This is a genomic window from Dolichospermum sp. FACHB-1091 (assembly GCF_014697585.1).
GTDB lineage: Bacteria > Cyanobacteriota > Cyanobacteriia > Cyanobacteriales > Nostocaceae > Dolichospermum.
The window spans coordinates 161101-174517 of sequence record NZ_JACJSB010000003.1; the positions used below are offsets into that span (position 1 = coordinate 161101).

General features: G+C 39.5%; 12 protein-coding genes. 4 read left to right on the plus strand and 8 right to left on the minus strand.

Annotated features, from left to right (window positions below):
* Positions 1–74: 74 nt before the first annotated feature.
* From H6G25_RS02860 to coaD, 3 genes are all read right to left on the minus strand, one after another.
* Complete coding sequence (locus H6G25_RS02860; protein ID WP_242034868.1) at positions 75–2396, minus strand: DUF3488 and DUF4129 domain-containing transglutaminase family protein; 2322 nt, start codon at positions 2394–2396, stop codon at positions 75–77.
* A 332-nt stretch (positions 2397–2728) separates the two neighbouring features.
* A complete protein-coding gene (locus H6G25_RS02865; protein WP_190391170.1) occupies positions 2729–3454 on the minus strand; it encodes a DivIVA domain-containing protein in 726 nt (241 codons plus the stop codon).
* Complete coding sequence (gene coaD, locus H6G25_RS02870) at positions 3379–3915, minus strand: pantetheine-phosphate adenylyltransferase (protein WP_190391171.1); 537 nt, start codon at positions 3913–3915, stop codon at positions 3379–3381. Before coaD ends, H6G25_RS02865 begins: the two co-directional genes overlap by 76 nt.
* Before the next feature lie 370 nt (positions 3916–4285).
* On the opposite strand from coaD, the gene lgt reads away from it, so the two are divergent.
* From lgt to H6G25_RS02885, 3 genes are all read left to right on the plus strand, one after another.
* The gene (gene lgt, locus H6G25_RS02875) at positions 4286–5149 is read left to right on the plus strand and encodes a prolipoprotein diacylglyceryl transferase (RefSeq protein WP_190391172.1); all 864 of its coding nucleotides are present in this window, start codon (positions 4286–4288) and stop codon (positions 5147–5149) included.
* Between the two features lie 148 nt (positions 5150–5297).
* Positions 5298–6122, plus strand: a complete 825-nt coding sequence (gene cobM / locus H6G25_RS02880) for a precorrin-4 C(11)-methyltransferase (protein WP_190391173.1) — start codon at positions 5298–5300, stop codon at positions 6120–6122.
* 102 nt (positions 6123–6224) lie between these two features.
* Entirely contained in the window at positions 6225–7514 is a 1290-nt protein-coding gene (locus H6G25_RS02885) for a Glu/Leu/Phe/Val dehydrogenase (RefSeq protein WP_190391174.1), read from the plus strand.
* 56 nt (positions 7515–7570) lie between these two features.
* On the opposite strand, the gene H6G25_RS02890 is transcribed toward H6G25_RS02885, so the two are convergent.
* From H6G25_RS02890 to psaC, 4 genes are all read right to left on the minus strand, one after another.
* Positions 7571–8017: a hypothetical protein gene (locus H6G25_RS02890; RefSeq protein WP_190391175.1), complete on the minus strand. Its 447-nt coding sequence runs from the start codon at positions 8015–8017 to the stop codon at positions 7571–7573.
* Between the two features lie 596 nt (positions 8018–8613).
* Entirely contained in the window at positions 8614–10506 is a 1893-nt protein-coding gene (glmS, locus tag H6G25_RS02895; RefSeq protein WP_190391176.1) for a glutamine--fructose-6-phosphate transaminase (isomerizing), read from the minus strand.
* Positions 10507–10509: 3 nt separating this feature from the next.
* Positions 10510–10668 (minus strand): hypothetical protein, encoded by a 159-nt coding sequence (locus H6G25_RS02900; protein ID WP_190391177.1) that lies wholly within the window; start codon positions 10666–10668, stop codon positions 10510–10512.
* Between the two features lie 129 nt (positions 10669–10797).
* Positions 10798–11043 carry a photosystem I iron-sulfur center protein PsaC gene (gene psaC / locus H6G25_RS02905; protein ID WP_015080270.1) on the minus strand — a complete coding sequence of 82 codons (246 nt, stop codon included), beginning with the start codon at positions 11041–11043 and terminating at the stop codon, positions 10798–10800.
* Positions 11044–11513: 470 nt separating this feature from the next.
* Between psaC and H6G25_RS02910 the strand changes: the two genes are divergently transcribed.
* Complete coding sequence (locus H6G25_RS02910; protein ID WP_190391178.1) at positions 11514–11867, plus strand: DUF6464 family protein; 354 nt, start codon at positions 11514–11516, stop codon at positions 11865–11867.
* Positions 11868–11906: 39 nt separating this feature from the next.
* On the opposite strand, the gene fmt is transcribed toward H6G25_RS02910, so the two are convergent.
* Complete coding sequence (gene fmt / locus H6G25_RS02915) at positions 11907–12905, minus strand: methionyl-tRNA formyltransferase (protein WP_190391179.1); 999 nt, start codon at positions 12903–12905, stop codon at positions 11907–11909.
* Between the last annotated feature and the right edge of the window lie 512 nt (positions 12906–13417).

Below are 13417 nucleotides of genomic sequence, written 5' to 3' on the forward strand. Positions count from 1 at the left end.
TTGTGGAGTTGCAGAATTTCTGTCGTTCCTGGTTAGAGGCTAGGAACGCTGTTCTTTTGGCTCTGTCTCATCCCTCACAAGTCAACAGATGAGTCTTTCTTTAATTTTTGCCATTTTTGTTGTAACTGCCGCCAATTAGGATTATAATCACCATAACGCCAACTTACATAAGCACGACAGATTTCATCTATTACTTCAGCTATCTCTAGAGAATGGTATTGGTATGAAACCTGGGCGTATTCTAGAGGTGTTTGACTAGGATGCTTACCTAAACCCTTGTTAGCAGTCCATTGCAGCATTTGTTGGTAAAGTCTTTCCATGGGTGGTAATTTATTTAAACAACGGATATTTAGCCACCTGCGCCATTGTCCCCAACTTAACCAACCAAAGAAAGCCGCAATTGTCACCACAATTAAACCAGTTAATACCCCTAACCAACCTTTCGTAAATAAAGCCAAAAACCAGACTATCCCTTGAAATAACAACTTAAATATCGTCCCAAACACAGTATTTAAAATAGCTGTAATTGGTGAAGGTAGCCAACCAGCCACCCAATTCCAAAGTTGACGCAGAACACTAAAAGTTTGTTCTTCTTCTATGGAAGGGGGAATCAAGGGATGTCCCGGAATTGGATCAAAGCTAAACCAGCCATACTTAGGAAAATAAACTTCCGTCATCGCGTAAGCATCCGTATTACGGACAACATACATACCTGTAAAGGGATTAAACTCACCCGGAGCAAATCCCGCTACTAACCGCGCTGGAATGCCAATTGAACGTAGCATTACCGTTAATACAGTAGAAAAATGGTCGGGATAACCACCTTTATTTTTGAATAAAAAGGTTGCCACTAAATCATCCTTTTCACCCAAATAAGGCAATTCTAAGGGATTTGTGGGCAGGGCGTAATTTTGTTTGAGATACTGAGCCAAATAGAGAGCTTTTTCGTAAGCTGAATTGAGGTTTTTAGTACCTGGAGAACGGGAAACCCTTTGTTGATCATAACTAGCCAGTATTTCCTCAGTCCGTTTTCGCACCTTATCGGCAATTTCTGGGGGAACTTGCAGATAATACTTTTTAATATTGGCTGGATATTTAGTGGAGGCTTTACCTAGCAAAGAGCGATCGCGGTAGGGAACATCTGAAACTACAGTATATGTTAGCCCTACTGATAACTCTACTGGCGCACGTAAACCATTTTCTTGATCAACTGCTATCATTGGCGTAGGAAAGTATAAATCTTTCGGGTAGGACATCGCCGGAATTAGATTAGGCAATTCCGATACCAAATTATAAGTTTGTACCACCTCCTTTGTCATATTAATAAAGGGTGGGGAGTCAATAGAAATACGGTAAGACCAAGGTGATTGTCTGAGGGTGGTAACTTGATCCTGGCGGGAGATCTTCCAGCCTTTACCTGTATAATTGTCAAAAGCCAGGACGCGCCAAAATCCTTCCGCTTGCGATCGCACACGCATCACTACCTTGGGTTTCATTTCTCCCCGCAGGTTTTGGTTCATCTCACTATTGAAACCGTAATAAAAATTATCGTCTATTTTCCCCGGTTCGCCGGCATTTCCCGACTCTCGACCACTATCATTACTATTACCCTTACCTTCACGCACATAACCCGGATTAATAATACTACGTCCTGTAAAATTTTCTGGGGCTTTAATCGGCGCACTCACAGGAAAAGATCGAAGTTGATAACCGGGAAACCTGGGTAAAATAGCAAAAATCCCCAGCCCTAAAGCCACAATCAACAAAAAATTTAAAATCAGAAATTTAAAATTAAAACTAGGATAATTCTTTTTTGGGGATTTTTCAGCATTGGATTGCTTCAAACCCAGACGGGAACGGTAATCTAGGGTCAAAGTTGGCAAAGCAACAGCCAAAAATAATAGTAACACAGGCGCGAAGGCCATAGTTTGACTCAATGTTGCCGCCACACCTACCAATATCAACCCAATTACAATAGAATACCCTAAATCTTTGCGTCGAGGTGTATCAAAGCTGTGTAGCACTTGCAATTGAATCAATAATTCTGCCAAACTCAGCCGGGTATCATTCCAATTACCAGCAAACCGGCCAAAAAAAGCCCCCAAAGCCAATAACATTCCTATCGCAATACAAAACTGCACTGGAATATTAGAACGACCACGACAGTAGTAACTCCACCATGTCCCCACCATAGTCAGTGGTATTGTCCACAGACTAAATTGAGTTTCACCCGCAATATCCGTAGCTACAATCCCCAATGTAACCAATACCAGCACTAGCAATCGTAAAGGAATTGAATCTTCCACCTCTTTAACTGGTGACTTTCCCTTATTTTGTTGCCAATTATTACCTACAGGTAAACGCCAAAAGCGATTCATTTTGGATAAATTAAACATTTTTTCTAATACACCTGTCCGCAATATATACAAAAAAGTGGTAGAACGGTAAATTGAAGATATACCCTGGCTCTACGCCCATAATTCTTCACCTCGATAAGTACATTTTCCGTATTTACTTATCTTAACATAGTTAGGATTTTTGCCGTCTACCTACTTACTTGGTAAATTTTTTTCTTGCCTTTTTCCACTTTTTCAGCAAGCCCTAACCTAATTATTTAACCATTATTAAGAATAATTCTTGAAAAGGCTTATACTAGATTTTTGCGTCTTTGCGCCTCTGCGTGATACAAATTCATATTTTGATTTACTAACACTATTATTAGTTTTGTTTATTTTGTTGTTGACTTAGGAAAACTCTTTTTAGAACTATTAGAATTATTTGAACTCCGCTGTGGATTATCTCCACGTAGTTGTTTGCGACCATTAGTAATAATTTGTAACATTTCTTGAATATCCTGTTCCATATTACTCAAAACATGATCAGCGTATTTATCAGCACCATCTTCAATCTCTTGAGCTTGAGAAATTGCACTTTGGCGCATTTCTTCTAACTCTTGCTGACAAGCGCGACGCTTACGCTCAACCTCTGCCATGGTTTCCTGTATCATCGCTTCACAATCTTGCTGGACTTGTCGTCGCAGTTGGTCAGCTTCCCGTTGTGCTTGCCTAATAATATCACTTTCAGCCAAAATTTGCGCCCTTTTGGCTTGGGCTACGTCTACAACCTGTTGTCCATATTCTTCGGCTTCTAGGAGAATTTCATCCCTTTGCGTCAAAATATCTAATGCTTCTTGGAAAACCGTCGGCAAAGATATGCGGATAAAATCAAGTTGTTCGAGTAATTTATCTTCATCTACTAGGGTACGTCCCGTCAAGGGAATCCTCATGCTATCGAGAATTATGTCCTCTAAGCGGTTGAGTTCTTGCTGAATATCCACCCCTTCCGTTGGCACTGGATTCCCATTTTGAGGGATTCCCTTTACATAATCTTGTGAGGTAGGATTTTTTCCGTTTTGGTTGGACTCATGGGCTGAGATTGAACTTGGTTGTAGCATTGGTATATATCTCGGGCAACGTGTGAGGGAACAAGATGATCAACAGAGCCACCAAACCTGGCAATCTCTCTTACCACACTACTACTTAAAAAACTATACTCATTTGATGTCGCCAGAAAAACTGTCTCAATCTGAGTAGACAATGTTTTATTAGTATGAGCCATTTGTAGCTCAATTTCAAAATCGGATACCGCTCTTAACCCCCGCAACAAAATTTGTGCTTGTTGCATTTGAGCATATTCTACAGTCAAACCATCAAAACTGTCTACTCCTATATTTGGTAAATGTTTTGTAGCTATACGAATTTGTTCTAATCTTTGCTCGACTGTAAATAATGGTATCTTATTCGGATTGCGAAGAACGGCAACTATCACCTGTTCAAACAGGCGACTACTACGCTGAATTAGGTCTAAGTGTCCCAAGGTGATGGGATCAAAACTACCAGGATAAATAGCAATCACAATGTTATTTTAAGTAGGTTGGCGTTAAAAATTGTCGTTATGACAAGGGAACAGGGAACAGGGAACAGGGAACAGGGAACAGGGAACAGGGAACAGGGAACAGGGAAGGGGCTTCGCCGTGAGCGTCAGCCGAACGGTTTTGGGCAACTTTACTTTTCGTTACTTATGTCGGTTTTTTTCCGCTCACCTACTTAGGTCTAGATATTAAATAAACTAACAGCTTTTTTCCATAACTTAGTTAAATCTAACATCTCATGCTTCATGATTGGGAATTAGTGACTAAGTAGGTTAACACAATCAAACCAACTGGCCTCTTGCCTTATTATTGTCTTTGTCTTTGTAGATTTCATATTCCTATAGGTAATTTTCCATGGTAGTGGATTTTTCGATTTTGCCCTTGGGGTTTCAATTTACTTCTCCAGGTCCGATTATAGTTAAATTAGGACCAATTGTTATTCGCTGGTATGGGTTATTAATTGCATCTGCTGTCTTAATTGGTGTCACCCTTTCCCAATATCTGGCCAAACGTCGTCACGTTAACCCAGATTTACTCAATGATTTATCAATTTGGCTGGTAATTGCCTCTATTCCTGCAGCTAGGCTCTATTATGTCTTATTTCAATGGTCAGAATATTCTCAACACCCAGAAAAGATCATTGCCATTTGGGAAGGAGGTATTGCTATTCATGGGGCAATTCTTGGCGGTGTTGTGGCGGCGTTGATTTTTGCTAAACTTAATCAAATATCCTTTTGGCAATTAACTGATTTAGTCGCGCCTTCCTTGATTTTAGGGCAAGCAATTGGTCGCTGGGGAAATTTTTTCAACTCGGAAGCCTTTGGCCGTCCCACTGGTTTGCCTTGGAAGTTGTATATTCCCCCAGAACGTCGTCCTTTAGATTTAGTTAATTTTGAATATTTTCATCCCACTTTTCTCTATGAGTCTTTGTGGAATTTCATGGTTTTTGCACTGTTGCTAACTTTGTTTTTCCGAGCTTTATCTAAAAAACCGCCTTTGAAAGTAGGGACTTTATTTTTAGTTTACTTGGTAGCCTACAGCTTGGGGCGGTTTTGGATTGAAGGTTTACGCATGGACAGCTTAATGCTAGGACCTTTACGAATGGCACAAATGGTCAGTTTAGGAGGAATGTTTTTAGGAATGGTTGGTTTAGCTTGGCTGTATGTACTCAAGCGTCCTTTACCTGATGTTGTTTCCTCTTTCAAGGGAGATGACTAAAAATAAAAAATGCCCCAGAGTAATTAATCTCCAGGGCTTAACCAGGGTGCATCTACCATCTATTTCTACAATTCAAAAGTAGTTAATCCGGAAGGGTACTGAAGGATTTGCCAAAAGTTTTTTGTCGGAGTTTTTCAGAGCAAAGTTAATGAAGGAATATACGAGTAACTTAAGTGTTAGTAACTACCAAAATTCTCTAGACCCAGCAGTTTATATTGTGGGGGCAGGACCGGGAGATCCTGATTTATTAACGGTTAGAGCGCAAAAGTTGTTGGCTAGGGCTGATGTGATTTTATTTGCAGATTCTTTGATCCCTGAACAGATTTTAGCTGTTTGTCGTCCAGATGCGGAAATTATCAAAACTGCAAATCGGACTCTAGAAGAAATTTTACCACTGATGATTGATGCCGTAGTAGCCCATAAATCTGTTGTGAGACTGCATTCTGGTGATCCTAGTCTCTATAGCGCTATTCATGAACAAATGCAGGTATTAGCAGCGGCTAATATTCCTTTTGAAGTTGTTCCCGGTATCAGCGCTTTTCAAGCAGCCGCAGCTAAATTGAAAATTGAGTTAACTGTTCCCGGTTTAGTACAAACTATTATCCTCACTCGTATTAGTGGACGCACTTATGTTCCCGCTAGGGAAGAATTAGCGAGTTTAGCAGCACATCAGGCCAGTTTATGTTTATATCTGAGTGTCCATCATATCACTGAAGCACAAACTCAGTTGTTAGAACATTATAATCCAGAGACTCCCGTAGCAATTTGCTATCGCTTAGGCTGGCCGGATGAAAAAATCCGCGTTGTTACTTTAGCAGAAATGACCACTTGTACTCATGAAGAGAAATTACAACGAACTACACTTTATGTAATCAGTCCAGCGCTTTTACCAGTAACCGGACGCTCCCGTTTATATCATCCTCAACATCATCATTTATTCCGTTCATCACATACCATTGAATCAGATCAATAAAATTGTAACAAAAAATACAAAATTCATATATTTCGCAAAAAACAGGGTAAGCTAACCTTATGAATCCAGTTGACAAAGATACTATGCTCAGGAATAAATATTATGGTAACAACCTCTCTCCCACTTATGGAAAGTGATTCTCCCGCTCATATTTGCCCGTATGATCAAGCTTGTAGCTATTTAGAATGGGCTGCTAAAGAATTAAAATTAGATCAAAGTATCGTAGAAATACTTAGTCATCCCCGCAAGGTTGTCACAGTTTCCATACCAGTGAAAATGGACCATGGAGATGTGCGGGTTTTGACAGGACACCGGGTACAGCATTCGGATATTTTAGGACCATATAAAGGTGGTATTCGCTACCATGAAGCGGTGACATTACGGGAAGTTTCCGCCCTGGCCATGCTCATGACTTGGAAATGTGCATTGTTAGGTATTCCCTATGGTGGTGGAAAAGGGGGAATTCCCATAGACCCCAAAAAGTTCAGTGTGGGGGAATTAGAACGAATTAGCCGCCGTTATATTAGTGAATTAATTAAAGACATTGGTCCATCAGTAGATATACCTGCTCCAGACATGGGAACATCAGCGCGAGAAATGGCGTGGATGATGGATACTTACTCTGTTAATGTTGGTCATTCTGTTCCAGGAGTAGTTACAGGCAAACCTCTATCTATCGGTGGTTCACTAGGACGAGAAATGGCGACAGGACGCGGTGTAATGATTATCATCCGTGAATCCCTGGCAGATCATGGTAAATCCTTGGCTGGAGCGCGGATAGCGATTCAAGGCTTCGGTAATGTGGGCAGTGCTGCGGCAGAATTGCTACATAAAGCAGGTGCGAAAATTATCGCTGTTTCCAGTGGTGCTGGAGGTATATTTTCTGAAGCTGGTCTTGATATTCCCGTTGTTAAAGCTTATGCTGCTGAAAACCGCCGCAGTGTAGTGGGATTTCCCCAAGGTAAACCTATTAGTAATGCAGATTTGCTAACTTTATCCTGTGATGTACTAATTCCCGCTGCATTAGAAAACCAAATTACTCAAGAGAATGTTAATCAAATCAAAGCGCAATTTATCGCGGAAGCTGCTAATGGTCCGGTAACTTTAGAAGCTAACCGAGCTTTAGAAGCCCGTGGTGTTACTGTTTTACCAGATATTTTAGCCAATGCTGGGGGTGTGGTAGTGAGTTATTTAGAATGGGTACAAGGTCTTTCCTACCTGTTCTGGGACGAGGAACGAGTTAATAAAGAAATGGAATATTTAATGGTTCAAGCTTACCGTAAGGTGATTCATGAGTCAAAGGTAAGGGGAGTAAATCTGCGGTTAGCTGCTTATACTTTGGGTGTAGGTAGGGTGGCTCAAGCTTTGAATGATCGGGGTTTGTATCCTTAGCCTCACTTTAATTCATGGCTGTTGCAACTCGAATCATTAAACGGAGGTATTGATAGTTAATAAATGGTTTTATTATTGTCAATAATCGAAGACTTAAGTTCTGTCTTGGTGGTGTGTGTCCATTTATCAGTACCATATTCAACCAAGACACTCCAATTTTCCAAAGAAATATTTGAAAAATTTATGCCATCAAGTTTTCCTTTTAATCTACCAGCCATTGTTAAACATTTGAATGAATTTTCAGGAATTTCAAATCCGAGAATATCCACTTGAGATTGTTCCAATTTTTTGCAAAGCAACTCTTTAAATCTATCCTCTACAAATTGGGTGAACTCAAATTCAATCATAGGCATGGCAAGTTTTATTTCTGCCTTATTAGTTGGTGTATTGTTATCTGGTTCATTATATAAGCAAATTGGCTCATTGTATCGTAAATGGAATTTATGTTTATCGTTTACCAGATAAATTCCTTTAAGCACTGCCTTTCCATGTGAGGCGTGCATACATAAATTAAGTTGAAAATCGACTAAGCCGGGAACTCTTTCGACAAGAGCATAGGACTTACGCACAAGTCACGGAATAATGAACCACGTTCGCGGAGCGTCCCGTCAGGGATAGGAACGAAGAGAACGAAGAAGAGAGGGTTTGAGAGATATTTTGCGTAAGTCCTGGAGTAAACTGTTTAACTTCAATTCTGACAATTACTCCTCTCACCCAAGCATAAATTTTTGGCAAATTCACTATCAACACAACTACTGGAGCTATTTTTGCAATTAAAGGTAAAAGAAAATTGATAATCCATTGCCACCAAGCTGAGAAATCCATATTATTTATTTGCCCGAATTTTAATTAATGTTCCTAATTATAGGTAATTTTGTTAAAATTATCAAGTATTGATTAATTAGCGTGTGTTTTTCTTTACGCTTTTTATTGCGAATAATAAAATTGCGTTTTAGAAAATTCAAGCGAGGCATTATTAGGTTTTAATAATTTGCATGATTTAGAGAATGCTCACAATTCAAAAATAACTCCATAAAGATACAATTTTATCAGGTGGGCAATACCCACCTAATTATTTGCTAAATCAGCAAAATATCAATTATTCAACTGTCACAGACTTAGCTAAATTCCTTGGTTGGTCTACATCTAAACCTCGCCGCGCCGCAATATGATAAGCTAACAATTGCAACGGTATAACTGTGAGAATTGGTGAGAGAATTTCCTCCACTTCCGCAACCGGAATTAAATCATTAAATATCTCCCCCGCTTCACCATCTTTAACAGATGTTACCCCAATTAAACGAGAATCTCTGGCTTTAGCTTCTTGAGCATTAGAAATCACTTTTTCATATACATTACCAGGAACAGCGATCGCTACTACAGGAACTTTAGTATCTAATAACGCAATTGGTCCATGTTTCATTTCCCCCGCAGGATAACCCTCTGCATGAATATAGCTAATTTCCTTTAATTTTAAAGCTCCTTCTAAGGCAATGGGAAAATTAATTCCTCTCCCAATAAAGATAAAATCTTTCGTTTCTGAAAAATCATGTACTAAATGCTCAATATAACGTTCTTGAGTTTCTAAAATCGCTTCAATTTCCCCTGGTAATTCCCGTAACCCGGTGAGAATTTCCTCAAATCTCAAATTACTAATTTGATGACGACGATAAGCCAAATCTAAGGCCAAAGCATAAAAAGCCATCAATTGCGCTACAAAAGTTTTCGTCGCGGCTACACCAATTTCAATTCCCCCATGGGTATTGATAATATTTGCAACCATATTACCCAAACTACTCTCCGGGCGATTCGTGATTCCTAAAAGTCGTGCTTGATACTTACCCTCTTTACCCTGTCTTCTTTCCTTTTCCATAGACAAAGCCGCCAAAGTATCAGCAGTTTCTCCCGACTGAGTTACGCCAATAGTCAGAGTATTAGCCGTTAGCGGTGATGGTGCATACCGAAATTCAGAAGCATATTGTACCTGAGTGGGAATTTTTGCCAATTGCTCTAATAAGTATTTACCCACTAGTGCAGCGTGCCAACTTGTACCACAGGCAACAATTTGAATCTGTTCTATATCTGCGTAAAATTCGTTATTTAGACCTAACTTTACTGGTGATTGATCAGTATTTTCTCTCTCTTCCGTAGAAAAATAAGCCTCTAAACAATCCCGTACTACCCCCGGTTGCTCATAGATTTCCTTGAGCATAAAATGTTTGAATCCCTGCTTTTCCACCATAATAGGATTCCAGTTCAGGGTGCGAGGATGCTTTTTCAAGCGGTGTCCAGCGAAGTTATACACCTCCACCCCTAAAGGAGTCAAACGAGCAATTTCCCCGTTTTCTAGGGGCAATACAGCGCGGGTATGGGGAACAATTGCTGGGGTATCTGAAGCACAGAAAAACTCACCTTGGCCAAAACCAATGACTAAAGGCGCTTGTTGACGAACTACAATCATTTCATCAGGGTAGTCAGCAGAAATAACAGCGATCGCATAAGCTCCCTCTAACTTACTTACAGCTTTACGCACTGCATCTAAAAATACAGAAGCAGAAACTTGATTATCAGAAGAATGCTTTAAACATTCAGCAATCAAATGGGGAATTACTTCTGTATCTGTTTCCGAACGGAATGTGTGACCTAAAGCTTTTAAATGTTCTCGTAACTCTCGGTAATTCTCAATAATACCATTTTGCACTACTGCTACCCGCAAATCTGTATCTAAATGAGGATGAGCATTGTACTCTTCTGGTTTACCATGAGTTGCCCAGCGAGTGTGACCAATACCAATTTGGGCAGGATTTTCGATTTGTTCTAGTTTAGAACGCAAGTTGAGTAATTTACCCTTAGCCCGCACACAATGCACGTCACCTTCCAAAATAGTGGCAATTCCTGCCGAGTCGTAACCCCTATATTCTAACTTCTCCAGACCAGCCAGTAAAATATTTGTCGCTGCCTGAGTGCCTATATATCCAACTATTCCACACATTGCTTAAACCACTCCAATTACAGGATGATTAAATTTTAAGTATAGTTGCTGGGATAGTTCAGCCACTTTAGCAGATAAAAGCAAATTGGTAATGGGTAATGGGTAATGGGTAATGGGTAATGGGTAATGGGTAATGGGTAATTCACCTTTTACAACGGACAACGGACCACTGACCACTCACAAAGAACAACAAAAATGTTGAGGAATGAGGGAAGAATCTCAATATTTCCCCCTTCTCACTCCCCAACACTAAATTACCAAGAATTTAGAAATTGTAGAAATTTGCAATTCCTAGTAAGCCAAGCCCATACTGCGAGTTGTTTCAGCGCCTAAATAAACGCGAATGCTCAAAAAGTCGGTGGGGCAAGCAGTTTCACACCGCTTACAACCTACACAGTCTTCAGTGCGGGGAGACGCAGCCACTTGAGCAGCTTTACAGCCGTCCCAAGGAACCATTTCCAGTACGTCGGTGGGGCAAGCGCGGACGCATTGTGTACAGCCAATACAGGTGTCGTAGATTTTTACGGTATGAGACATTGAAAAACTTCTCCTCTTGGGTGTTCTTCTAGAATGAATGACAAAATCATAATCAAGGCATAGTTTACCCCAGGGCTTGATAGCTTGTAAGCAAAAGGCTACATAACTTTAAACAATGTAATAGACACTTTGGACAATTTATCTACCAATATCCCTCTGATTCAGTCATAATCAACAACATAGACATCAAGTGTTTACCTAAATCACTTTTCCCCGTAAGTGCCGATTTGTAAAGATATGTAAACTAATCGTGATTTTCCTGGAAGTTATCTACAACACCTATAATTAATAATCTATATAATTTTTCAGATACCTGTCAAGTTATGATCAAAGATTAAATAGTATATAAATATAGATAATTTATATAACTTAACAAAAAACGCTTAACCTTATTTAGATAAGACCTAAATTCTAGCAAAAACATCCTAATTAGTGATAATATGCTCAATAAGTAAATCAGATAACATATTATGGAGCTAAATTTCTTACCCACAGAGGTAATTTTAACACATCCGCGTCAATCTCTTGGTAAATTACAGCTTGATTGGACACCTCAACCGGGAAATTATTTAGATTTTGCTGGGAAAACCTACGCAGTCTTAGAGCGTTGTCATAGATACCAGCTTCAAGGTGGACGCTATATATTAAACAATATCGCTATTTACGTACAAATAGCCCAAAGGCCAGAGGAAAAAACTTTAGTAGAGGGACGTTGGGTTATTGGTGATGCTACTTGTAACTATAATGCTCTTTCGGAAATTATTCGTTGTGCAGTTAACCCAGCAGGACCCTGTAAGTCCTGCCGTTTTTATGAAAGTCATTAGTCCATTACCCATTACCAATTACCAGTTACCAATTACCCATTACCCATTACCCATTACCTCACCCACTGTCAACCGAGTTCCATTGACAAAATCCCATCCTGACTGAGGCCGCTTACCCATTAACTGTACTTCTCGCAATAGCAATAAACCCTGACCCGTTTGGATAATTGCCCCTACTCCTTTAATAATATTAACTACTTCTCCTTCTTTTCCTGATACCATTGATTTAGATATCTTGTGTATTTTTTCTTGCAACTGCTCTGGTAATTCTTGAATATAGGCAATGTCTAGGGGAACACTAGCAGTGATTTTAAATGGTTGATTGCGAAAAACAGTAGTACAATTAGGATAGAAACCGCGAATTTGATTGTGTAATTGGATAGCACTTCGTCCCCAGTCTAAATTATAATCAGGCTTTTGAATCAAAGATGCGTAAGTAGCACGGCTATGATCTTGGGGAATAGGTTGAATTTCCTGACGTTCCAGTTTATATAGGGTTTCTATTAGTAAATCTGAACCAATAATAGCCAATTTTTCCCCTAAGATCTGAGCATTGTCTAGTAATTGAATGTCTGTAGTAGCTTTTAGAATCATATCCCCTGTATCCATCCCTTTATCCATTAAAATGGTTGTAATTCCCGTTTCTTTTTCTCCGTGATATAAACTCCATTGAATTGGTGCCGCCCCCCGATATTGAGGTAGAATTGAACCATGTACATTAATGCAACCGAGCTTTGGCATATCTAATATCTTCTTAGACAAAATTTGACCGTAAGCAATAACTACAAATACATCAGCTTCCATTTGTTTGAGTTGTGTTAAGGTTTCCACATCTTTTTTCACCCTCTCAGGTTGCCAAACTGGAATATGATGATCTGTAGCGTAAGTTTTCACAGGTGAAGGTGTTAATTTATTCCCACGCTCTCGACGTTTATCCGGTTGAGTGACAACGGCTAATACTTGGAAATCACTATTTAATAAAAGTTTTTCCAAGGTGGGAACTGCAAAATCAGGAGTGCCAAAAAATACTACTTTCATTAGTTATTAATTATTAATCACGAGTCATAAGTCATTAATCAATATTAGGTGTGTTCCCCATTGTTGACAACTGCAAAATCTAAATATCAATGAAATTATCTCTGCCACGAAATTTAATTACAGAATTTTTCCCGGCAGGATATGAATTTTCAAGGTTTCATGGTATAGTGTCTACTATTAGTCCAGTGAAAATGACCGAAATTAACTATGATGTCAAGTCAATTAGTTAAGTGATGCTAACCACCGACTTGGCTATGGAGCAAAAGCAAGCTAGAGGAAGCGTCTCCTAAATCCTACAGGCCGCGCTAACGCAAAGTGTCTCAAAGAGAAGTTATCGCTAATTGCATCTACTATTGACAAGTTTTGTGTGTCTAACTGTGTCCTTCACCTGACCATTTATCTACTAAATCAAAATTATTCGATCACTACCCACGTTTCAAATAAACTGCGTTGGCTTCATCCTATAATTTACTAATTACACCAGTAAATTGTCAGGTTGAGTGTTTGCACTT